The organism is Nocardioides kribbensis, assembly GCF_015070375.1.
Lineage (GTDB): Bacteria > Actinomycetota > Actinomycetes > Propionibacteriales > Nocardioidaceae > Nocardioides > Nocardioides kribbensis.
The window spans coordinates 26851-48471 of sequence record NZ_JADCLL010000008.1 but is presented as its reverse complement, the minus strand read 5'-3'; the positions used below and the strand labels follow the sequence as shown (position 1 = coordinate 48471).

The 21621-nt window shown below is 74.8% G+C and carries 19 protein-coding genes, 2 tRNA genes and 1 other RNA gene; 6 read left to right on the top strand and 16 right to left on the bottom strand.

All coding sequences use genetic code 11. The features are described from left to right. Positions 1-29 precede the first annotated feature (29 nt). Positions 30-341, bottom strand: a complete 312-nt coding sequence (locus IR170_RS16315) for a WhiB family transcriptional regulator (protein WP_082500081.1) — start codon at positions 339-341, stop codon at positions 30-32. A 195-nt stretch (positions 342-536) separates the two neighbouring features. Between IR170_RS16315 and IR170_RS16310 the strand changes: the two genes are divergently transcribed. Further along, a complete protein-coding gene (locus IR170_RS16310) occupies positions 537-2993 on the top strand; it encodes a penicillin-binding protein (RefSeq protein ID WP_193665844.1) in 2457 nt (818 codons plus the stop codon). A 66-nt stretch (positions 2994-3059) separates the two neighbouring features. On the opposite strand, the gene IR170_RS16305 is transcribed toward IR170_RS16310, so the two are convergent. Further along, positions 3060-3521, bottom strand: coding sequence for a GatB/YqeY domain-containing protein (locus IR170_RS16305; protein WP_193665841.1), 462 nt, complete (start codon positions 3519-3521; stop codon positions 3060-3062). A gap of 26 nt (positions 3522-3547) precedes the next feature. Here IR170_RS16305 and IR170_RS16300 point away from each other — a divergent pair, with 26 nt between their 5' ends. From IR170_RS16300 to IR170_RS16290, 3 genes are all read left to right on the top strand, one after another. Beyond that, positions 3548-4486, top strand: a complete 939-nt coding sequence (locus tag IR170_RS16300; RefSeq protein WP_319805125.1) for a metallophosphoesterase — start codon at positions 3548-3550, stop codon at positions 4484-4486. A 122-nt stretch (positions 4487-4608) separates the two neighbouring features. Further along, positions 4609-4685, top strand: a tRNA-Pro gene (locus tag IR170_RS16295). Between the two features lie 147 nt (positions 4686-4832). Beyond that, positions 4833-5765, top strand: coding sequence for a hypothetical protein (locus IR170_RS16290; RefSeq protein ID WP_193665839.1), 933 nt, complete (start codon positions 4833-4835; stop codon positions 5763-5765). A gap of 40 nt (positions 5766-5805) precedes the next feature. Here IR170_RS16290 and IR170_RS16285 read toward each other — a convergent pair whose 3' ends face one another. The 7 genes from IR170_RS16285 to ffs form a co-directional block, all read right to left on the bottom strand. Beyond that, positions 5806-6852, bottom strand: a complete 1047-nt coding sequence (locus IR170_RS16285; protein ID WP_056863161.1) for an aspartate-semialdehyde dehydrogenase — start codon at positions 6850-6852, stop codon at positions 5806-5808. Further along, on the bottom strand, positions 6849-8123 hold the full coding sequence (locus tag IR170_RS16280; protein ID WP_056863160.1) for an aspartate kinase: 1275 nt from the start codon (positions 8121-8123) through the stop codon (positions 6849-6851). The genes IR170_RS16285 and IR170_RS16280 overlap by 4 nt, the downstream gene beginning before the upstream one ends. 73 nt (positions 8124-8196) lie before the next feature. Next, entirely contained in the window at positions 8197-8880 is a 684-nt protein-coding gene (locus IR170_RS16275; protein WP_193665838.1) for a DUF5063 domain-containing protein, read from the bottom strand. Beyond that, on the bottom strand, positions 8877-9473 hold the full coding sequence (gene recR, locus IR170_RS16270; protein ID WP_056863159.1) for a recombination mediator RecR: 597 nt from the start codon (positions 9471-9473) through the stop codon (positions 8877-8879). Before recR ends, IR170_RS16275 begins: the two co-directional genes overlap by 4 nt. Before the next feature lie 27 nt (positions 9474-9500). Then, on the bottom strand, positions 9501-9875 hold the full coding sequence (locus IR170_RS16265) for a YbaB/EbfC family nucleoid-associated protein (protein WP_193665836.1): 375 nt from the start codon (positions 9873-9875) through the stop codon (positions 9501-9503). A gap of 70 nt (positions 9876-9945) precedes the next feature. After that, positions 9946-12309, bottom strand: coding sequence for a DNA polymerase III subunit gamma and tau (locus IR170_RS16260; protein ID WP_193665834.1), 2364 nt, complete (start codon positions 12307-12309; stop codon positions 9946-9948). Between the two features lie 103 nt (positions 12310-12412). Next, an RNA gene (gene ffs / locus IR170_RS16255) (signal recognition particle sRNA small type) lies at positions 12413-12503 on the bottom strand. A gap of 139 nt (positions 12504-12642) precedes the next feature. Between ffs and IR170_RS16250 the strand changes: the two genes are divergently transcribed. Then, positions 12643-12731: transfer RNA gene (locus tag IR170_RS16250), tRNA-Ser, on the top strand. An 82-nt stretch (positions 12732-12813) separates the two neighbouring features. Here the strand turns inward: IR170_RS16250 and IR170_RS16245 are convergent. Continuing rightward, positions 12814-13473, bottom strand: a complete 660-nt coding sequence (locus tag IR170_RS16245; protein WP_193665832.1) for a hypothetical protein — start codon at positions 13471-13473, stop codon at positions 12814-12816. A 294-nt stretch (positions 13474-13767) separates the two neighbouring features. On the opposite strand from IR170_RS16245, the gene IR170_RS16240 reads away from it, so the two are divergent. Next, complete coding sequence (locus tag IR170_RS16240; RefSeq protein WP_193665830.1) at positions 13768-14907, top strand: ECF transporter S component family protein; 1140 nt, start codon at positions 13768-13770, stop codon at positions 14905-14907. Between the two features lie 60 nt (positions 14908-14967). Here IR170_RS16240 and IR170_RS16235 read toward each other — a convergent pair whose 3' ends face one another. The 6 genes from IR170_RS16235 to IR170_RS16210 form a co-directional block, all read right to left on the bottom strand. Next, positions 14968-16287 (bottom strand): S8 family serine peptidase, encoded by a 1320-nt coding sequence (locus IR170_RS16235; protein ID WP_193665828.1) that lies wholly within the window; start codon positions 16285-16287, stop codon positions 14968-14970. Beyond that, the gene (locus IR170_RS16230; RefSeq protein WP_193665826.1) at positions 16284-17696 is read right to left on the bottom strand and encodes a type VII secretion protein EccB; all 1413 of its coding nucleotides are present in this window, start codon (positions 17694-17696) and stop codon (positions 16284-16286) included. Before IR170_RS16230 ends, IR170_RS16235 begins: the two co-directional genes overlap by 4 nt. A gap of 4 nt (positions 17697-17700) precedes the next feature. Beyond that, positions 17701-19053 carry a type VII secretion integral membrane protein EccD gene (gene eccD / locus IR170_RS16225; RefSeq protein WP_193665825.1) on the bottom strand — a complete coding sequence of 451 codons (1353 nt, stop codon included), beginning with the start codon at positions 19051-19053 and terminating at the stop codon, positions 17701-17703. 199 nt (positions 19054-19252) lie between these two features. Continuing rightward, positions 19253-19549: a WXG100 family type VII secretion target gene (locus tag IR170_RS16220; RefSeq protein ID WP_056863151.1), complete on the bottom strand. Its 297-nt coding sequence runs from the start codon at positions 19547-19549 to the stop codon at positions 19253-19255. 32 nt (positions 19550-19581) lie between these two features. Further along, positions 19582-19908, bottom strand: coding sequence for a WXG100 family type VII secretion target (locus IR170_RS16215; protein WP_056863150.1), 327 nt, complete (start codon positions 19906-19908; stop codon positions 19582-19584). Between the two features lie 268 nt (positions 19909-20176). Beyond that, entirely contained in the window at positions 20177-21547 is a 1371-nt protein-coding gene (locus IR170_RS16210) for a ubiquitin family protein (protein WP_193665822.1), read from the bottom strand. Positions 21548-21621: the final 74 nt, after the last annotated feature.

The window sequence follows — 21621 nt, the reverse complement described above, 5'->3', positions numbered from 1 at the left end:
GCGCCGTCACGCCCCCGCCGGGTCGGGCCTCAGACCGTGACGTCGGCGGTGCGGGGCGCGGCCACGGGGGCCGGCGCGGCCTGGGTGCGGGCGGCCTCGAGGACCGAGCGCCACGAGGCGTTGGGCCGGCGGCGCAGGAGGGCGCGGCGCTCACGCTCGGTCATGCCGCCCCAGACTCCCCACTCGATCTGGTTGTCCAGGGCCTCGGCGAGGCACTCGGTGCGCACAGGGCACCCGGCGCACAGCTGCTTGGCCTTGTTCTGCTCGGCCCCACGGACGAACAGCTGATCCGGCTGCGCGGCCCGGCAGGCGGCGCGCGGCGTCCAGTCTTCAACCCACATGATGATGTCCCCACATCGTCCGAGAGCAGGTGTGGCGTCCCCATGACGCACGATCCTGTGATCTCTTGGGTACAAGTTAAGGAACCGGGGCCGGCGGCGGACAGACTCGTTGAGGTCGAGCCGCATAGTCCGAAATGACTACCCTCCCATAGCCGGGTTTCGCTGGGGCCTGGAGGCCTCCCGTACCCTGGCGGCATGTCTGAACCGCGCAGTGACCGTCTCTCCAGCGGCCGGGTGCTCACCCACCTGGGTGTGATGGTCGCCGTGTCGGCCGTCCTCGGCGTCGTCGTCGCCGGGCTCGCCATCCCGTTCGCCGGCGTCCTGGGCATCAGCGCCCGCAACGTCGCCGAGACCATGGACAGCCTGCCCGCCGAGCTCGAGACCGAGCAGCTGGCCCAGAAGACCGAGATCACCGACGTCGAGGGCAACGTCATCGCCACGCTCTACGACCAGAACCGCGTCGAGGTCCCGCTGAGCCAGATCTCGCGCAAGATGGTGAAGTCGATCATCGCGATCGAGGACTCGCGGTTCTACCAGCACGGTGCCCTCGACGTGCGCGGCACCCTGCGCGCCTTCGTGACCAACCAGGCCAACGACGGCAACGTCCAGGGCGGGTCCTCGATCACCCAGCAGCTGGTCAAGCAGACCCTGCTGACGCAGGCCAAGACGAAGAAGCAGCGTGCCGCGGCCATCGACGACAGCTACGCCCGCAAGATCCGCGAGCTGCGCTACGCCATCGCCCTGGAGCAGCGCCACAGCAAGGACTGGATCCTCGAGCGCTACCTCAACATCGCCTACTTCGGCGACGGCGCCTACGGCATCCAGGCCGCGGCCAAGCACTACTTCGACGTCAACGCCAAGCAGCTCAACTACCCCCAGTCGGCGATGCTGGCCGGCCTGGTGAAGAGCCCCGACGGCTACGACCCCACCAACTCACCCGACCGCGCCATCGAGCGCCGCAACGTCGTGCTCGACCGGATGGCGGAGCTCTCGGTGATCCCCGGGACCAAGGCCGACCGGCTCAAGGACACCCCGCTGCGGCTCAAGGTCACCAACACTCCCAACGGCTGCGTCTCGACCGTCGCCCCCTTCTTCTGCGACTACGTCGTCAACTACCTCATGGACGACCCCGCCCTCGGCGACACCCGCCGCGAGCGCAAGGACATGCTGCTCTCGGGGGGCCTGCGGATCCGCACCACCCTCGACCAGAGCTTCCAGGAGGCCGCCGACGCCTCGGTCGCCAGCCACGTCTACCCGACCGACACCGCCATCGGCGGCCTGGCCATGGTCGAGCCGCGCACCGGCAACGTCCGCGCCATCGCGCAGTCGCGTCCCATGGGCGACGACATGGCCGCCGGCGAGACGTACCTCAACTACGCCGTCAACGAGAAGTACGGCGACTCCGCCGGCTTCCAGGGCGGCTCCACCTTCAAGGCCTTCGTGCTGGCCTCCGCGGTCGAGGACGGCATCCCGCTCACCGAGACCATCTTCTCCCCGCCGACCATCTCGATCAGCGAGTCGGCCTTCGAGGACTGCGACGGCGAGCCCTACGGCTACGGCACGTGGTCGCCGAGCAACTCCACCGACTCGGGCACCATGAACCTCATCACCGGCACCCAGCTGTCGGTCAACACCTTCTACGCCCAGCTCGAGGCCCGCACCGGCATCTGCCAGCCCTTCGAGCTGGCCAAGTCGATGGGTCTCGACCTCGACAACCCCACCGGCGACGAGTTCGGCAACGGCGCCGAGCGCGTGCCCTCCTTCACCCTGGGCAGCCCCAACGTCAGCCCCCTGGAGATGGCCGAGGCCTACGCCACCTTCGCCGGTCGCGGCCTGCACTGCGACGCCCGCCCCGTCACCGCGATCGAGGACCTGCGGGGCAACCTGCTCAAGGAGTACCCCTCCTCGTGCGACCAGGTGATGGAGGCCTCGACGGCCGACGCCGTCAACTCGGTGCTGCGCGGCGTCATCGAGGGCGGCTTCGCCTCCGCCGAGGCGCTCGACTCGCCCGCGGCGGGCAAGACCGGCACCACCCAGGACGGCAAGTCGGTGTGGTTCGTCGGCTACACCCCCAAGCTCGCCACGGCCGCCATGATCGCCGGGGCCAACGACGTGGGCACGCCGGTCAGCCTCAGCTACCAGACCGTCGGCGGCACCTACATCTCCGCGGCCTCCGGCTCCGGCGTGGCCGGGCCGATGTGGGGTGACGCCATGAAGGCCGTCGACGACCAGCTCGACGACGACGACTTCGTCGCTCCCTCCGGCACCGACGTGGAGGGCGTGCTCACCACCATCCCCGACGTCGCGGGCCTGTCGCTGACCGAGGCGCAGAGCCAGCTGTCCTCGGCCGGGTTCGGCTACACCTACGGCGGCTACCGCGACACCGGCTACGCCGCCGACTCGGTCGCCTACACCTACCCCAGCGGCGGGGAGTCGGCTCCGTCCGGCACCGCGATCACCATCTACCAGTCCACCGGGGTCGTGCCCCAGCCCGTCGCCCCCTCGACCCCGCAGGGTGGCGGCGGCAACGGCGGTGGCAACGGCGGTGGCGGTGGCAACGGCGGTGGCGGTGGCAACGGCGCTGGCGGCGGTGACGCGGGCGGCAACGGCAACGGCAACGGCAATGGCAACGGCGGCGGTCGCGGCAACTGACCTCGCCACCCCCTGACGCACGAAGGCCCGCTCCCTGGAGGGAGCGGGCCTTCGTCGTGCGTGGGGTCAGGCGCCGAGCTGGCGGCGCACCTCCGCGGCGACCGCGCCCCCGTCGGCACGGCCCTTGACCTGCGGCTGCACGAGGCCCATGACCTTGCCCATGGCGCGCATGCCCTCACCGGCCGCGCCGGTCTGCGCGACCGCGGCCGACACGATATCGGCGACCTCGGCGTCGCTGAGCTGCTCGGGCAGGTAGTCGGCGATGACCTCGGCCTCGGCCCGCTCCTTGGCGGCCATCTCGTCGCGGCCGCCGTCGGCGAAGGCGGTCGCCGCCTCGCGGCGCTTCTTGGCCTCGCTGGTCAGCACGCCCACGACGTCGTCGTCGGTGAGCTCGCGGGCCTGCTTGCCGGCGACCTCGGCGTTGGTGAGGGCGCTCAGCACCATGCGCAGGGTGGAGGAGCGCACCTCGTCGCGGGCCTTGATGGCGGTGGTCAGGTCGGCACGGAGACGGTCCTTGAGGGCGGGCATGAGGCCCATTGTGGCAGCCTGGGCCGGTGCTCCTCACCCGCATTGCGCCCCACCTCCTCCCCGGGGCGGCGGCGGCCGCCGCGACCGGCGCGGCCCTCACGGCGTACGCCGCCTCGGAGGCGCGGGCCTACACCCTGCGCCGCGTCGAGGTCCCGCTGCTGCCGGCCGGCCACGAGTCGCTGCGCGTGCTCCACCTCTCCGACCTGCACATGACCCCGGGCCAGCGCCGCAAGCAGGAGTGGCTGGCCGGCCTGGCCGAGCTGCGCCCCGACCTCGTGGTGGACACCGGTGACAACCTCTCCCACCGCGACGCGGTGCCCGTCGTGCGCGACGCCCTCGGAGCGCTGCTCGACGTGCCGGGCGTCTTCGTGCACGGCTCCAACGACTACTTCGAGCCGAGCCTGCGCAACCCCCTGCGCTACCTCCTGCCCGACGACGGCCGACGCGCCACCCACACCCCGCAGCTGCCCTGGCGCGAGCTGTCGGCGACCTTCACCGGGCGGGGCTGGCTCGACCTCACCAACACCCGCGGCGTCCTCACCGTGCGCGGCACCCGGCTCGCCTTCGCCGGGGTCGACGACCCCCACCTCGGCTACGACCGCCTCGACGCGGTCTACGGCCCCGCCGACCCCGGCGCCGACGTGCGCATCGGCGTCACCCACGCCCCCTACCTGCGCGTCCTCGACCACTTCTCCGCCCAGGGGCACGACCTGGTCCTGGCCGGTCACACCCACGGCGGCCAGGTGTGCCTGCCCGGAGGTCGGGCGTTGGCCACCAACTGCGACCTCGAGCCGGCCCGGGCCCGCGGGCTGCACCGTCACCCCGCAGACTCCCGCGACGGTGACCCGGGCTCGGCGTGGATGCACGTGTGCGCCGGCCTCGGCACCAACCCCTACGTGCGGCTGCGCCTGGCTTGCCGCCCCGAGGCCACGCTGCTCACCCTGGTGCCGCGCGCTCCCCGCTGACCGGTGCCGCTGACCGGGGCCGGTGACCAGGGTCCGGACCACCCTGCGGCCGATTGGGGGCCGCAGGAGCGGCTCGGGTATGCTCCCGTGCTTGTGAGCCCGGCATCGCCGGTGGTCACGATCGGGCTGTGGCGCAGCTTGGTAGCGCGCCTCGTTCGGGACGAGGAGGCCGCAGGTTCAAATCCTGTCAGCCCGACCATCAGGGCCCGGATCCACCAGGATCCGGGCCCTTCGTGGTCCCGGGACCGCAGGGGTGCCGGTGAGCGCGGCGGCGACCGGGCGAGGAGAGCCGGCGCGCCCCGCCGACCCGCGGACGCGGCCCGCCGCTGCGTGTCAGACTGGCCGCATGCCAGACGAGCAGCAGCGACCCGAGGCGCCGTCGCTGGAGGTGCCGTCCTTCGGGCTCAAGCGTCGCCGCAAGCGTGACGCCACCCCGCCGGAGGAGACCCCCGCCTCGCGTCCCGTCGACACCGGCCCCGCGGCGCCCGCGGACACCTCCGACGCCGGGAGCACCGCCCCGCTGCCCGTCGTCGAGACCCCGGAGCCGCCGCCCGCGGGCGGCACCGCCCCGGCGGTCCCTGCCCCGCCGTCGGCCCCCGGGGCGGACGAGGCTCCCCGCGGCCGCCGCTTCGGCCGGGCCGGCAGGTCCGAGCGGTCCACGGGTGGCGCGTCGCCGAGCCAGGCGCCGGGCAGCGCGCCGTCCGCCGTCGCCCCTCCGGCTCCCGCTCCGGCTCCTGCCCCGGCTGCGGCTCCGACTCCCTCCGCGGCCCCCAGGCCCGCCGCCGCTCAGGCGGCGCCCACGGCTCCCACCCCGGCCGCCGCTCCTGCGGCCGCGGTCGCGGTCGGCGTCGCCGACGAGCCCCGGCCCACGGCGCCCCGTCCGGGTCTGGGCACGGCCCTGGAGGCCGTGAGCGGGCCCGTGGCGGCCGCGGTCACCGGTCTGGTCGTCGGCATCGTCACCGTGGCCCTGACGACCCTGGCCCTGGCCGGCTGCGAGGCCGTGCGCGGCACCTCGACCTGCGGCCGACCCGGCTTCCTGGCGCTGCTGGCCATCATGGCGGCGATGGTGGTGCTGGGCACGGCCCTGCTGCGCCTCTTCCGCGTCGGCGACGCCGGGAGCACGAGCTTCCTGGCCATCGGCCTGCTCGGCGTGGTGAGCCTGCTCTTCCTCGTCGACAGCCTGCTGGAGTGGTGGATGGTGCTCGTCATCCCGCTGGTCACCGGCGTGACCTACCTGTTCTCCCACTGGGTCACCACGCTGATCGACCCCGACGACTAGGCTGGTCGCAGACGCCACGAGGGGCGGGAGCGGGCTGCGCTCAGAGGCCGGCGGCGACCAGCTCGGCGATCTGCACCGTGTTGAGCGCCGCGCCCTTGCGCAGGTTGTCGTTGCTGATGAAGAGGGCCAGGCCCCGGTCGCCGTCCACGCCCGGGTCCTGCCGCAGCCGTCCGACGTACGACGGGTCGCGCCCGGCCGCCGCGAGCGGGTTCGGGACGTCGACCAGCTCGACGCCCGGGGCGTCGCGGAGCAGCTCGGCGGCACGGGCCGGCGTCATCGCCTCGGCGAACTCGGCGTTGATCGCCAGCGAGTGGCCGGTGAAGACCGGCACGCGCACGCAGATGCCCGAGACGCGCAGGTCGGGGATGCCGAGGATCTTGCGCGACTCGTGGCGCAGCTTCTGCTCCTCGTCGGTCTCGCCCAGGCCGTCGTCGACGATCGAGCCCGCCAGCGGGAGCACGTTGTAGGCGATGGTGCGGGCGTAGACCCGGGGGTCGGGGAAGGCGACGGCCGAGCCGTCGTAGGCCAGCTCGCGGCTCCCCTCCCCCGCCGCCGAGACCTGGCCCGCCAGCTCGTCGACGCCGGCGATGCCGGAGCCGGAGACGGCCTGGTAGGTCGAGGCGATCAGGCGCACGAGACCGGCCTCGTCGTGCAGCGGCTTGAGCACCGGCATGGCGGCCATGGTGGTGCAGTTGGGGTTGGCGATGATCCCGCGCCGCGCGGCGATGACCTCGCGGGCGGCCTCGGGGTTGACCTCCGAGACGACCAGCGGGATGGCGGGGTCCTTGCGGAAGGCGCTGGAGTTGTCGACCACGACCACGCCCGCGTCGACGAAGCGCGGCACGAGCGCCCGCGACGCGGTGGCGCCGGCGGAGAAGAGCGCGATGTCGAGACCCGTCGGGTCGGCGGTCTCGGAGTCCTCGACCACGACCTCGCGGCCCTCGAAGTCGAGCGTGCGGCCCGCGGAGCGCGCGGAGGCGAAGAAGCGGATCTCCTCGACCGGCACCTTGCGCTCGGCCAGGATCTGGCGCATCGCCACCCCGACCTGGCCGGTGGCGCCGACGACGCCGATGCGCAGCCCGCTCATCGACCCGTGCCGCCGTAGACGACGGCCTCGACCTCGGTGGCGTCGAGGTCGAAGGCGGTGTGGGTGGCCTGCACGGCGGTGTCGATCTGGCCCTCGTCGACGATCACCGAGATCCGGATCTCCGAGGTGGAGATCATGCCGATGTTGACCCCCGCCGAGGCCAGCGCGGAGAAGAACTTCGCGGTGATGCCCGGGTGGGAGCGCATGCCGGCGCCGATGAGGGAGACCTTGCCGATCTGGTCGTCGTAGAGCAGCTTGTCGTAGCCGACCTCGTCCTGGATCCGCGCGAGCGCGCCCATCGCGCTCTGGCCGTCCTCGCGGGGCAGCGTGAAGGAGATGTCGGTGAGGCCCGTCGCGGCGGCCGAGACGTTCTGCACGACCATGTCGATGTTGACCTCGCTGGAGGCCAGCGTCTCGAAGATGCGGGCGGCCTCGCCGACCTTGTCGGGCACGCCGACGACGGTGATCTTGGCCTCGGACCGGTCGTGGGCGACGCCCGCGATGATCGCCTGCTCCATGGGGTTCTCTCCTGAACGGTGGTCGGGAAGGATCCACGTGCCCTCGACGGTGTCGAACGAGGTGCGGACGTGGATCGGTACGTCGTAGCGGCGGGCGTACTCGACGCACCGCAGGTGGAGGATCTTGGCGCCGGAGGCCGCCATCTCGAGCATCTCCTCGGTGGAGACGCGGTCGAGCTTGCGCGCCGCCGGGACGATGCGCGGGTCGGCGGTGAAGACGCCGGCCACGTCGGTGTAGATCTCGCACACGTCGGCGCCGAGCGCCGCGGCCAGCGCGACCGCGGTGGTGTCGGAGGCGCCGCGGCCCAGCGTGGTGACGTCCTTGGTGTCCTGCGAGACGCCCTGGAAGCCCGCGACGATGGCGATCGCGCCGTCGGCGATGGCCTGCTCGATGCGCCCGGGGCTGATGTCGATGATCTTGGCCTTGCCGTGCACCGAGTCGGTGATCACCCCGGCCTGGGAGCCCGTGAACGACTGCGCCTTGTGGCCCAGCTGCGCGATGGCCATCGCGACCAGCGCCATCGACATCCGCTCGCCCGCGGTGAGCAGCATGTCGAGCTCGCGCGGCGGCGGGAGCGGCGTCACCTGCTCGGCGAGGTCGCGCAGCTCGTCGGTGGTGTCGCCCATGGCCGAGACGACCACCACGACGTCGTGACCCTGCTTGCGGGTGTTGACGATCCGCTGGGCGACCCGCTTGATGCCGGTCGCGTCGGCGACCGACGACCCGCCGTACTTCTGGACGACAATGCCCACGATGAATGTCCCTCGAGGTCCCGGTGTTGCGTGAGACGCGGCCTGTGCAGCGCGTCCTGACCGGTGTCGGAGTCTATCGGGGCGTCGTGGCCCGCCCGCCCCGCATCTCATCGGCCAGCATCTCGTCGGCCGCGGCGACCTGGTCGGCGTCGAGGTCGAGGTCGACGTCGAGACGGTCGTGGGCGACCACCGAGAGCAGCGCGTTCAGCGCGGCACCGGCGAGGTTGCCCCACGAGGAGACGTAGGAGAACTGCCACCACCACAGCGCCTCCTCGACGTTGCCGGCGCGGTAGTGGCGCAGGCCGTTCTCGAGGTCGCTGGCGATGCTGGTGAGGTCGTCGGAGAGCTGGCCCTCGACGACCTCGGGCACGTAGGGGTCGAAGACGAAGGCGTAGGTGTCGAGACCGCCCAGCAGCTCGGCCAGCCGCAGCCGCATCTCGTCGAGGTCGGCCTCGGGGCCCACGTCGGGCTGGTACTCCGCGATCGGGGTGAAGTCGCGCTGGGCGCCCAGGCGCGCGCCCGCGAGCAGCACCTGGCTGATCTCGAGCAGCAGCAGCGAGATGGTGCGGCCGGCGTCGGGCTCCTGGGAGACCGCGCGCAGCGCGAGCAGGAAGCTGGCCACCTGGTCGGCGATCTGCTGCGCGAACTCCTCGGTCTCGGCGTCGAGGGCCGGGCGCTCGGCGCCGGCGGCCACGGGCGCGCCGGTCTCGCGCACCGCGGGACCCGTGGCCGGGTCCGAGGTCTGGGTCGGGGTCATTCTGCTGCTCGCCTCCCTGCGAAAGCACGTCCGAGGGTGACCTCGTCGGCGTACTCCAGGTCACCACCCACCGGCAGTCCACTCGCCAAACGCGTGACGCGCAACCCGATCGGGCGCAGCATCCGCGTGAGATAGGTCGCGGTGGCCTCGCCCTCGAGGTTGGGGTCGGTGGCCAGGATCGTCTCCGTGACCGTGCCGTCGGCCAGCCGCATCATCAGCTCGCGGATGCGCAGCTGGTCGGGCCCGATGCCGTCGATGGGGCTGATCGCCCCGCCCAGCACGTGGTAGCGCCCGCGGTACTCGCGGGTGCGCTCGATGGCCACGACGTCCTTGTACTCCTCGACCACGCACAGCACGGTCGGGTCGCGCCGGGGGTCGCGGCAGATGCGGCACTGCTCGTCCTCGGAGACGTTGAAGCAGATCGAGCAGAACTTCACCTTGGCCTTGACCTCGATCAGCACGTCGGCGAGGCGCCGGACGTCGACCGGGTCGGCCTGCAGGAGGTGGAAGGCGATGCGCTGGGCGCTCTTCGGACCGACCCCGGGCAGGCGCCCGAGCTCGTCGATGAGGTCCTGGACGACACCCTCGTACACCGCGCTCCCCTCCCCTGCTGCTCGGACCTAGAGGCCGAGCGAGCCGCCGGGCATGCCCGGGATCTCGCCGCCGCCGGCCAGGGGGCCCAGGGCCTCGCTGGCCATCGCGTCGGCCTGGGTCTTGGCGTCGCGGTAGGCCGCGACGACCAGGTCGCCGAGGTCGACGAGGCTCTCGGCGTCGCTGGCGTCGAAGCCTCCGGGGGCGATCCGGACGCCGACGAGCTCGCCGACACCGCTCACCGTGGCGGTCACGCCGCCAGCGGTGCCCTCGACCGTGGTCGAGGCCAGCCGCTCCTGCGCCTCCTGCAGCTGCTCCTGCATCTGCTGGGCCTGCTGGAGCAGGGCGTTCATGTCGAAGCCGCCACCGCCGCCGCCGAGCGCGTCGAAGGGGTTCTGCGTCATGGGGTCACCTCTGTGTCCGGTCGGGTGCGTGCGTGCGGGCCCAGCATGACGGGTCGCGCCAGGACGGCGGTCACTGGTGCCGGATCTCCTCGATCATCCGGGCACCCAGCTCGCGCTCCAGCAGCTCGGCGCCCCCCAGCTCGTGGCTGTCGGCGTCGAGGTCGTCGGGGTGGGCGTCGGCGTCGCGCTCGGCCAGGTCGTCGCTGCGCGGACGGTCCACACCGCCCGTGCGGGTCTGCTGGATGGCGCCGCGCGCCGCCGCGATCGAGTCGGGGCCGGCGGTGCGGACCTCCGGCACCACCGCCACCGTCGCCTCGGGGGCGACGCCCCGGGCCGGGGCGCCGTCGACCGCGCCGTGGTCGTCGGCCCGGGGCGTCCGCCCCTCGTCGTGGCGGTCGTCGGGCACACCCGGGGAGCCCTGCGCGCCCGGAGCGCCCGCGGCCTCGGAGCCCTGTCCCTCGGGTCCGGGCTCGTCGGCCCACGACGGCGGGCCCGCGGGCTCCTCGCGCGCCGGCGGCTCGGGGGGCTCGGAGCGCTGCGGCTCCGCCGGGCTCGCCGGCCGGGTCACCTGCGGCGTGCCCTCGGCCTGCGCGCCGGGGTCGACGATGGTCTCGATGCGCCAGTCGGAGCCCACGACGTCGATCGCGGCCTGGCGCACGATCTCGCCGCTGCCGCCGTTCTCGAACGACTCCCGGGCCCCGGAGTTGGAGAAGCCGAGGGTGAGGGTCTTGGCGTCGACGCCGACGACCTGGGCGTGCTGGGTCAGATGGATCCAGGTGACCCGCCGGCGCAGCTTCGTGGCCTCGACGATGTCCGGCCAGAGCCGGCGTACGTCGACGAGGCTCAGCCCGGCCGCCGGGCCCGCCGCAGCGGCGGGGGCGGGCTCCCGCGCCGGCGCGGGTGCCGGCGCGGGTGCCGGTGGGGCCGGGGCCGGCGGAGCGGGCTCCGGCTCCGACGCCTCGACGGGCGGGGCGGGCGGGGCGTCCGCGGCCGGGGCGACGGACGGTGGCTGCGGCTCGGCGGGCGGGGCGGGCGGCTCGGGCCGGTGCGGCGGCGCCGGCGCGCGCTCGCGCTCCGTGCCGGGGACGGCCGACTCCTCCACCGGGGGCACGACCACCTCGGAGCTGATGCGGGGCACGACAGCGTCGGGGGCGGCGACCGGCTCCGGCTCCAGCGGCGGCTCGACCCGGGAGGCCTCGCGGTGCGGGCGGTCCTGGACGGGCGCGCCCGCGCGCACCGGCGAGGCCGCTGCCGAGGGGGTGCCGCTGATGGCCACCCGGCGCTCGAGGCGGTCGAGGCGCGCCATGAGGCCCTCGGTGGAGTGGTCGGCCGCGGGCAGCAGCACCCGGGCGCAGATGAGCTCGAGCAGCAGCCGCGGCGCGGTGGCGCCGCGCATCTCGGTGAGTCCCGCGGCCACGAGGTCGGCGGCGCGGGTCAGCTCGGCGCTGCCGAACCGCGCGGCCTGCGCGACCAGTCGCTCGCCCTGGTCCTCGGAGACGTCGATGAGCCCGGTCGCCGGCGCGTCGGGCACCGCGGCCACGATGACGAGGTCACGCAGGCGGCGCAGCAGGTCCTCGGTGAAGCGGCGGGGGTCCTGGCCGGTCTCGACGACCTTGTCCACCACCCCGAAGACCGCGCTGCCGTCGGCCGCGGCGAAGGCGTCGACGACCTCGTCGAGCAGCGCGTCGGGGGTGTAGCCGAGCAGGGCGGTCGCCAGCTGGTGCGTGACGCCGGCGGGACCCGAGCCGCCCAGGAGCTGGTCGAGCACGGAGAGCGTGTCGCGGGCCGAGCCCGCACCCGCCCTGACCACCAGGGGCAGCGCCGCCGGCTCGATCGGCACGCCCTCCTGCTCGCACAGCTGGGAGAGGTACGACGACAGCAGCCGCGGCGGGATCAGCCGGAAGGGGTAGTGGTGGGTGCGCGAGCGGATGGTCGGCAGCACCTTGTCGGGCTCGGTGGTCGCGAAGATGAAGCGCAGGTGGGGCGGGGGCTCCTCGACCAGCTTCAGCAGGGCGTTGAAGCCCTGCGTGGTGACCATGTGGGCCTCGTCGATGATGTAGACCTTGTAGCGGCTGCGCACGGGGGCGAAGAAGGCCTTCTCCCGCAGGTCGCGAGCGTCGTCGACGCCGCCGTGGGAGGCCGCGTCGATCTCGATCACGTCGATCGACCCCGGGCCGCCGCGGGCCAGGTCGCGGCAGCTGTCGCACTCCCCGCACGGGTCGGCGACGGGCGCCTGCTCGCAGTTGAGCGCCCGGGCCAGGATGCGCGCCGAGGTGGTCTTGCCGCAGCCGCGGGGCCCGGAGAACAGGTAGGCGTGGTTCACCCGGTTGTTGGCCAGCGCCGCGCGCAGCGGCTCGGTCACGTGGTCCTGGCCGATGACCTCGGCGAAGGACTCCGGCCGGTAGCGGCGGTAGAGGGCGAGCGGTGAGTCCACGCCCCGACCCTAGACGGCCGCTCCGACAACCACCACGGGCGGCGGCGCGACCGCGGGAGCGACCCGCGCGGACGCGGTGGGCGCCCTCCGCGTGCGGGCATGAAAAGGCCCCCCGCGCACCCGACAGAGCTCGCTTGCCCTTGCTGCCTTCCGGCCCTGGGGGAGTTCGGCGAGATGCCGCCACACGGGGGGTTGGCCACGAGTGTAGGTGAGGCCCGCAGCAGCGCCAACACGAGCCCGCGACCGGCCGGCCGTCCCGGCCCGGGGCCCGTCCGGAGCCGCTCGCGGGGGTGCGATTTCACCGCGAGGACCGCCACGGGTACGCTCCTGCGCGGAGGATTCGCCTAGTGGCCTATGGCGCTCGCTTGGAAAGCGGGTTGGGTTAACAGCCCTCAGGGGTTCGAATCCCCTATCCTCCGCCACTCGACGGCGCCGCACTCGTGCGGCGCCGTCGCTGTCTGTCGGCACCCGTCGCCCCGCGACGCCACCGCCTCCGGGGCCCGCTCAGCCCGCGCTCTCGCGGATGAGGTCGTCGACGTCGAGCCCGAAGGCCTCGGCGGTGTCGAGCAGCACCGTGGCCCAGTCGCGCAGCCGCTCGAGCGAGGCGCGGTCACGCACCTGTCCGATCTGCTCCTCGTTGTGGAAGGCGACCGTGTCGCGCACCATCTCGGCCACCACCGCAGCGGCCGAGCGCGGGTGGCTGCCCGTGGCCTCGACGTGCCACTCGAAGTGGTCGCGGTAGGCCTGCCAGTCGAAGCCGTGCCGGCTCGCCGAGAGCCGCGCGGCGCGGCGGAAGTCGGCGTCGCTCATCGTCGCCACCGCCGGGTGCGTCACGAGCCGGGCGGCGTCCTCCGTGGCGGTGCGGTAGTCCTCGTCGTCGGTCTCGAGCCGGCGCAGCGAGGCGCGCAGCACCTCGAAGCGGCCCCGGTGGGCGCGGGCCGCGGCGTCCCAGACCTCGCGGGCCTGGGAGGCGAAGGGGGCGAACTCCTCGGCGATCGCCGTGCGCACCCCCGCCTCCTCGGCCAGCCGTGAGCGCACCCCCGGCGGCAGCAGCTGCAGCTGCTCGTCGCTCAGCCGGCTGCCACCGGCCTGGCGCAGCGCGTCGGCGAGCGACGCGACGAGGCGGGTGCGGCCACGGTCGTCGGTCACGGAGTAGATCGGCAAGGGGGGTCCTTCGTCGGACGGGGCGGCGGTGTCGCCGGGACGGGTCTGGTGGAGGCGAGGGGGCAGGGAGACGAGTCAGTGGTGCAGTTCTACGTCGGAGTCGGGCCCCGGCGGGGCCGGACACGGCTTCTCGGACGATCCCGGACAGCCTCCGGCTCCGCTCGAGGGCCCGGGCACACCGGACCCGCACCGCGAAGCCGGGGCCGGAGGGACCCCGACACCGCCGTATGCTTCGGCCTCGGGCGGCCACGGGGAGCGCGCCCGCACGTCGTCAGGTCACTCGGGGGGCCATCGGTGGAGCAGGACACGGCCGGGGGGCCCAACGGGTCGGGCGACGCGTCGCGGTGGGACGGTCTGGCCCTGGAGCTGCAGGCCCTGCGCGCCCGGGTCGGCGACCCGTCGTACGCCGAGATCGCCCGCCGCGTCAGCGGCACCCGCGAGGCGGCGGGCACCCCGGCGCACGCCGCACGGGTCGCCCGCACCACCGTCTACGACGCCTTCCGCACCGGTCGCACCCGGGTCAACCTCCAGCTCGTGCGCGAGATCGCCCACGCGCTCGGCGCCGAGGACGAGCGCGTCGACGCGTGGGTCGAGCAGTGCCGGCGGCCGCGTCCGACCGCCGCGGCCGAACCCCCAGCACCCCCAGCACCCCCGACGCTCCCCGCCGCCGACGGGGCGGACGCGGCAGACGGCGCGGAGGGCGGCGACGGCACGGCCCGCCCCCTCGACCACCCGCCCGCGCCGTCCGGGCCCGACCCGTCGTCGGGGGCCGGCACGGGGGTGCCGCCGCGCAGGGCGCTGCTGCTCCTGGTCGTGTGCGTCGTGGTCAACCTGCTGGGCCGCTCGCTGGTCGAGCTCCTGCACCTGCCGGTGCACCTGGACATGGTCGGCACTGCGATCGCGGCCCTGGCGCTCGGGCCGTGGCGCGGCGCGGCGGTGGGCCTGGCCACCAACCTGCTGGGCGTGGCCGAGAGCGGCCCCGTGTCGGTGCCCTTCGCGCTGGTCAACGTGGCCGGTGCGCTGGTCTGGGGCTACGGCGCGCGGCGGTGGGGCCTGGGGCGCAGCCTGCCGCGGTTCCTGGGGCTCAACGTGCTCGTGGCCCTGGTCTGCTCGGCCGTGGCCGTGCCCATCCTCCTCTGGCGCTTCGACGGCGGCACCGGCAACGGCGGCGACATGGTCACCGACTCGGTGCTCGCCCTCGGGGTGCCCCCGCTCGCCGCGCTCGCGGTCGCCAACCTGCTGGTGTCGCTGGGCGACAAGATGATCAGCGGGTTCGTGGCGCTGGTGACGATCTCGGCGCTGCCCGCCGCACTGCGCACGGCGGTGCCGGTGCTGCTGCCCGCGTCACCCCCGACCACGCCACCGACGCCGGCAGACCCGGGCCCTCCAGGCGGGGGCCAAGACCCCGACCGCACCCGACCCGGCCCCACCTGACCTGGCCGCACCTGGACCGGCCGGCGGCTCCGCCCGATCGGCCGGGCTCCCGGCCGACCGTCAGCGGCGGCGGGCCAGCACGGGTCGCAGCACCAGCGCGAGCAGGAGCGCCCCGCCACCGAGCAACCCCCACCACAGCGCCTCGTCGCGCGCCCCGGCCAGCGGGTCGCTCACCGGCGGCGGGGCCAGCGCGCTGGCGGTGTCACGGGCCACGGTGGTCTCCCCCGAGGTGCCCGAGCGCTGCGGCAGCAGCGGCCGGGTGACCGCCTCGGCGGCCTGCACCAGCCCGGCCCCCGTGAGCCGCGACGCCACGTCGGCGCGTCCCGCGGCGGTGCCGACCAGGCGGTCGACGAGCTGCTGCGGGGAGTCGTCGGGGAAGCGCGAGACCAGCAGGGCCAGCACCCCCGCCACCTCTGCGGTCGCGATGGTGGTCGAGGGGCCCGGCGCGATGCAGGGGGCACCGTTGGCCGCCCACGACAGCGCGCCGACGCTGGGGGCGGCGACGTCGACGGCGGAGGAGCGCAGCGGGTCGGCGACGTCGGTGGCGGCGACGCCCACGACGTGCCCGGCGCCGGCCGGGCCCAGCACGTCGGCGGCGTCCTCGGTGGCCGACGGCCGCGCCAGCGGCACGTCGGCGCTGTCGGGGCGCGCCTCGTCGACGACCGGGCGGTCGCCGACCCCGGCGACCACGATCGCCCCGGCGTCCCACAGCTCCTCGGCGGCGGCCTCGAGCGCGCGGCCCCGCGGCACCGCCACGGGCACCGCGACCACCACCGTCCGGTCGGCGGCGCGCACGAGCGGCAGCACCGAGCGCAGCCCGGCGGTCAGGGCCTCGGTCGTCGCCCCGGTGCCCTCGGCGTCGGGGTCGACGTCGTCGAGCACCCGCACCGAGACCACCTGCGCCCCCGGGGCGATGCCGACCGGGGTCGACCGCTCGGCGCCCTCCTCGGTGAACGACGCCCCGGCCACGATGCCCGCGAAGGTCGTGCCGCGGTGGTCGAGCGGGCGTCCACCGCCGGCCTGGCTCGGCAGCACGGCGCCGGCCGACACCGCGGGGACCCCGACGGCGCCCGAGTCCAGCACCACCACGGTGACCCCGGCCCCGGGCTCGACGCCCCGGGCGGCGAGCTCCTCCTGCGCCGCCGGCACGCCCATCGCCTCGAGGGGAAGGCTGTCGCCGGTCAGGGGCTCGCTGACCTCCGTGCCCTCCTCGAAGGCCTGGTCGCAGCCCTGTCCGAAGGGGCTGGCGGCCCCGGCCGGCGGCGGCAGCAGCGGCGTGCCCAGCAGCGCGGTGACGGCGAGCCCGCCGACCACGACCCGCGAGAGGTGCCGCCGCTCGGACCTGGTCGCCGATCCGGCCCGGGCGGACCCCCGGGTCACGCGCACTCCGTGGCCTCCTCGACGCTCTGCGGCGGGCACAGGGCCAGCTCGGGCGAGAGGACGACGCCGGTGTCGAACATGTCGAGCCACGCGTCGGGCACGACCGGCAGGGTCATGTCGCCGTAGCCGAGGTAGGTCAGGGTGTCGGGACCCTCGAGGTTGAAGGCCGTGCCGGTGGAGTCGACGACGAAGGTGCTGGTGCCGGGCGCGCCCGACCAGTCGCCCACCACGAAGATGGCGCCCGCGCCGGGCTCGACCCTGACGTCGCGCTCGGCCCGCGGCAGGTCGGCCGCGCTGGCGTCCTCGCCCGGCTCGGCGTAGGCCTGGGCGCGGGGGGCGCCCTCGGGGTCGGTCTCCAGCAAGGCGCACTGGCCGCTGGGCACGGCCTGCTCCGGCGCCGCCGTGGGCCAGCGGGCACCGGCGTAGACGTCGCGGTTCTGGTCCACGTCGGGCGGAGCGATGTCCAGCGGCGTGCGGTCGGTGCCGCGCGCGGCGTTGGCGTAGACGGCGAGCGCGAAGGGGTCGAGCAGGCCGGGACCGTCGCTGGTGAGGACGTAGCCGCCACCGTCGTCGGTGGCGACGTAGTCGCCCGCCACGCCCTCGGCGCGGGAGAGCCCGGGCACCTCGCCGCCGACCTCGCCGACGTCGAAGGAGTCGAGGTCGAGGGGGGCGCCCTCGGGGAAGAGCTGCAGCCAGTCGCCGCTGACCGCGGTGGCCTGGGCCTGGGTGGAGAGCCCGAACTCGTTGAGGAAGAAGTCGCGGCCGTTGTCCATCGACAGCAGGTACCGGTAGGCCTGGGCCGGGGTGTCGACGGTGGCCGGGGCGGTCGCGATCACCCAGACCTCGCCCTCGCTCTTGACCACGAAGGCCTGGCCGTCGCCGATCGGGGTGGCGTCGGGTCGAGCGGAGACGTCGACCTGGAGCGCCTTGGCGGGCCCGGTGCAGGCCGTCCACCCGCTCTCGACCATCTCGTCGGAGCCCGGCAGCGTCTCGGGCCCCTGGAGGATGCCGATCTCCGGCCCGAGCGGCAGCGTGTCGATGGTGTCCTGGGCGATGGTGGTCGGCTCGTCGAGCTGGCCCTGCAGTGCCAGGCGCGCGGAGACCACGTTGTCGACCGGGCGCGCCTCGGGGTTGCCCTCGCCGTCGAGGAGCACGACGTAGGAGGCTCCCTCGTCCTCGGAGATGAGCAGCCCCGGCTCGTCCCAGCCCTCGGGGGTCCGGTCGGTGAAGATGCCCGTGATGGCGGCACCGGCCACCAGGAGCACGGCGAGCGCCGCCCCGCCGATGAGGGTGCGGCCCGGGCGCGCCGGCTCGACCTCGCGGCCGCCGGGGGCGCCCGAGACGAAGGCGGTGACGAGCCGGCGCCGGCTGAAGGCGTGGGCCTCGACGAGGTCCTTCTTGGTCGCCACCGGGTCAGCCCGTGATCGAGGAGAACAGGCCGCTGGCCAGCACCAGCAGCGGGAGCATCGCCAGCAGCGCCACGGTCTCGACCACGTCGCCGAAGCGGCCGCCGCGCACCGACGGGGTGCGGGGCAGGAGGGTCACCGCCAGCAGCACGGCGCCCGCGGCGGCCAGGACGACCGCGGTCGTGGGCCGCCACTCGGGCTGGAGGTACATCAGCGAGAGCGCGACCGCGCCGAGCCCCACGATGCCGCTGACCAGGCCGACCAGCACCTCGGAGCCGGTGCGGTACTGGCGGGTGCGGAGCATGACCACGAGGCAGGCCACCACGGCCAGCAGGGTGCCGGACAGGCCGAGCCCGACCGCGAGCGGCACGACCAGCACCAGCAGCAGGCCCACCGTGGCCGAGATGGCCACCAGGATCTCGTGGGCCACGCGGGCGTCGGCGCTCACGCGCACGGGGTCGATCTCGTCGGGGTCGGTCGTGATGTCGGCGACGGAGTAGATCTGCTCGACGGTCGTGCCGGTCAGCCCGAGGGCCAGCCACGGGAAGACGCTGCCGGCCAGCACGACGAAGGCCATCGCGGTGGTCAGCACCACCGCCGTGTCGAGGTCGGCGACCCGGATCAGCAGGCCGGTGGCCACGAAGACGGCCCCGACCACGACCGGCGGCAGCACCAGCGTGCGCCCCTCCCCCAGCCCCACCAGCGCGACCAGCCCGGCCACGAGGGCCGCGCCGCCGGCACTGACCACGGCCGAGGGACCGTCGTACGCCGACTCCGCGAGCACCAGCCCGGCCACGGCGGCGTAGAGGCAGCCCATCCACGCCACGGCCACGGCGGCCTCGGCCTCGCGCTGCGCGCGGGAGAGCACCACCGCGCCCGCCACCAGCACGGCGGCGACCACGGCGGCCGCGGTGCCGGCCAGCCGGGCGTCGCTCTGCACGAGCAGGGCCACGGCGCCGAGGGCCATCAGCAGCCCCGAGGCGCTCAGCGCCGTGCGGCGTCCCGAGGCGGGCGACCACGGCTTGAGGTCGCGCTCGACGACGTCGGTCATCGCCTCGACGACGTCGTCGTAGACCCGGGGCGCGGGGGCGTCGATGCCGGCGGTGACGGTGAGCAGGCCGCCGTCCTCGACGCCCTGCATCACCAGGCCCGAGTCGGGGGCCAGCTCGCGACCCTCCGCGGTCACGACGCGGTAGCCGCCGTAGACCGTGAGGGCGTCGAGCAGGCCGACGCTGCGGGCCAGCTCGGGCACGAGCTCGGCCACGGGCACCGAGCCGGGCAGGACCAGGTCGACCCGGCGGGTGCCGGAGGCGACGGTCACGCGCACCAGGCCGGTCGCGCTCACTGGCGCCTGGCTCATCGGCGTCTCCTTCTCCTCACCGGAGGTCCCTCCGGTGCTGTGCGCTGGGTCGATCGCCCACCGGTCTACCCCGTGGCGGTCCGCGGACTCCCCGGTCCAGACCGGCAGTGATGCTAGCGGTGCCGCGCGGCGGGGGCGGGCGGCACGACGAGGGGGCCGGCACCGGACGGTGCCGACCCCCTCGGGGTGGGTGCTGCGCTCAGCCGCCGAAGAGGCCGGCGCCGCGCTTGTCGGCCTCGCGGTACTCGGTGTTGGCGGTGGCGACGGCGTTGCTGGTGCGGGCGAGCAGGTCCTTCATCTCCAGGATGGCCTGGTCCCACTTGCGCTTGGCGTCGTCGTAGGCGAGGCGGGCGTTGCCGACCCAGGCGCCCTTGAGCTCGCTGAGCTCGTCCTCGAGCTGCTGCAGGCGGTTCTCGATGTTCTTCACACCGGTGGCGAGGTCCTGCGCACCGGTGTCGAGTCCGGCGTGGTTGACCTTGATTCCGTCGAGCGACATGGCTGTGTCTCCTTGCTGTGGTCTGTGGGGGGTCAGACGCCGGGAGCGGCGTCGAGGCCGGCGCTGATGGACGCCATGGTCGAGGACTGCGACTCGTCGGTGGCGACGTTGTCCTTCTCCGTGGTCTGGAGGTTGGACTCGAAGACGTTGAGCGCGCTCAGGATCTTGTTCTGCTTGGCCTGCCACTCCTGCGAGAGCGTGTCGAAGGCGCGGAAGCCCTGGCCGCCCCACTGGGACTTGAGCTGCTCGACGTTGCCCATGAGGGTCTTGGAGATGTTGTCGAAGTCGCCCTTGGCCTCCGCAACCATGCCGGCTGCGCGGGAGAGGACCTTTTCGCCTTGGCCGTACTCGTTGGACATGCCAACTCCTTCTTTCGGGGTGCGGCCGTCTCGCCGCGCGGGGGTGGGGGTGTCGCTGTGCTGTGGTCCGGGGCCCGGGACCGGAGCGACGCGGGACGAGCGCTGGGACGTCCTGCGCGGCGCCGGTGGCGGACACGCATCGGTCTACCCGGGGCCCCTGGGGCTAAACCTGGCCCGCCGCAGACCTGTGCAGGACCCCGGCGCCACCGGCGTGTCGGGCGCGGCTCGCCGTGGCGGCGCGGCCCTCGCGCCAGGCCCCCACGACGGGTCAGCCGGGCAGGTTGATGCTCTCCCAGAGCACGCGGAAGATCCCGACCGCGACCACGACGCTGGCCAGCGCCCCGGCCCCCACGAGACCCTCGGCCACCTCGGCCCGCCGCGACCACCAGGCCGAGCGCCACCCCCGACCCGTCGCGACGGCGACGAGCACGACGAGCGCGGCCAGCAGCACGGACCCGACCGCGAGCAGGGTGCCGGCGCCCTCGCGCAGCGCCCCGACGAGCGCGACGAGCAGCACGAGCCAGCACACGAGGCCCGCGCACCGCAGCAGGGCCCGCGCCGCGACGTGGCGGTAGCTGCGGGCCGCCAGCAGCAGGGCGGCGCCGCTGAGACCGACGAGCACGCGCGCACCCACCCGGTCGACCGGCAGGGTGGCCGAGGCCAGCAGCAGGGGGGCCGCGACCGCGACCAGCACCAGCACCGCGGCCGACCAGGCCGTCAGCGTGCGGGCGCCCTGCTCGGCCACGGTCTCGACCGCGGAGGGGCGTACGACGGTGCGGCCGCGCCGCCCGCGCGGACGCTCCCGCGCCGACCAAGCGCTCACGGCGAGGCGCTCCAGGTCGACGAGCAGTTGGTCGGGCACGTCCACGGCGTAGGCGGGGACGAAGCGGGGGGCCAGCACGGCCACCACGAGCAGCAGCGACCAGACCACCGGCGGCTCGAAGCCGACCAGCGCGCAGCCGGTGGCGAGCACGAAGACCAGGGAGCCCACGACGATCCAGACGCGCAGCCCTTCCTCCTGGCGCTGGTCGAGCGAGCGGCCCACCGCCGCGGTGAGGGCCGCGACGAGGGCGGCGAGGCCGATGACCGTGGGCAGCCGGGCCGGCTCGGGGTCCCACACGACCGCGAGCGCGGCGGCGCCGGCGAAGACCGGGGCGGCCAGGGCACGGTGGCCCGCGAGACGACCGACGGGCATCACGCCGACCACGGCGGCGGCGACCAGCAGCCCCACCGTGAGGTCGCGGGTCGTGCCGTCGGCGCGAGTGGCGAGCAGCCCCGCCAGCACCGCGGTGGCCGCGGCGAGCGCCAGCCAGACCACCGCCAGCGCGCCGGGCGCGTCGGAGGGGCCGGTGGAGCCGCGCCGTGACCGGGAGGGCGAGGGGGCCGTGGTGGGGGCGGTGAGGGCGACGAGCACGTCGCCGGCCCGCACGCCCGACCCGGCGAGGGAGGCGCCGGGCTCGAGGGTGGCGCCGCGGTGGGTGCCCAGCGGCGGCACGTCGGCCAGACCGGCCTGGCTGGCGTACTCCCGGGCGACGTCGAGCACGGTGACCGCCGTGGGCACGACCAGGTCGAGGGACCCGCGGGGCCCGTGCACGGTCAGCGCGACGCTGTCACCGACGTTGCTGCTCGCTCCGGCCACGGCTGCTCCACGCGCCTGGCGCCCGGGCCCCCCGGCCGGCGCCGGACCAGGGGGCGTGCCCGGGCGGTTTGGCC

What these genes read in the sequence shown, in the direction of transcription:
- IR170_RS16220 (WP_056863151.1), bottom strand. Translation starts at nt 19,549, where the DNA reads ATGTCGCTCGACGGAATCAAGGTCAACCACGCCGGACTCGACACCGGT.
- eccD (WP_193665825.1), bottom strand. Translation starts at nt 19,053, where the DNA reads ATGAGCCAGGCGCCAGTGAGCGCGACCGGCCTGGTGCGCGTGACCGTC.
- IR170_RS16285 (WP_056863161.1), bottom strand. Translation starts at nt 6,852, where the DNA reads ATGAGCGGGCTGCGCATCGGCGTCGTCGGCGCCACCGGCCAGGTCGGG.
- IR170_RS16290 (WP_193665839.1), top strand. Translation starts at nt 4,833, where the DNA reads ATGCCAGACGAGCAGCAGCGACCCGAGGCGCCGTCGCTGGAGGTGCCG.
- IR170_RS16315 (WP_082500081.1), bottom strand. Translation starts at nt 341, where the DNA reads ATGTGGGTTGAAGACTGGACGCCGCGCGCCGCCTGCCGGGCCGCGCAG.
- IR170_RS16275 (WP_193665838.1), bottom strand. Translation starts at nt 8,880, where the DNA reads ATGACCCCGACCCAGACCTCGGACCCGGCCACGGGTCCCGCGGTGCGC.
- IR170_RS16215 (WP_056863150.1), bottom strand. Translation starts at nt 19,908, where the DNA reads ATGTCCAACGAGTACGGCCAAGGCGAAAAGGTCCTCTCCCGCGCAGCC.
- IR170_RS16310 (WP_193665844.1), top strand. Translation starts at nt 537, where the DNA reads ATGTCTGAACCGCGCAGTGACCGTCTCTCCAGCGGCCGGGTGCTCACC.
- IR170_RS16305 (WP_193665841.1), bottom strand. Translation starts at nt 3,521, where the DNA reads ATGCCCGCCCTCAAGGACCGTCTCCGTGCCGACCTGACCACCGCCATC.
- IR170_RS16265 (WP_193665836.1), bottom strand. Translation starts at nt 9,875, where the DNA reads ATGACGCAGAACCCCTTCGACGCGCTCGGCGGCGGCGGTGGCGGCTTC.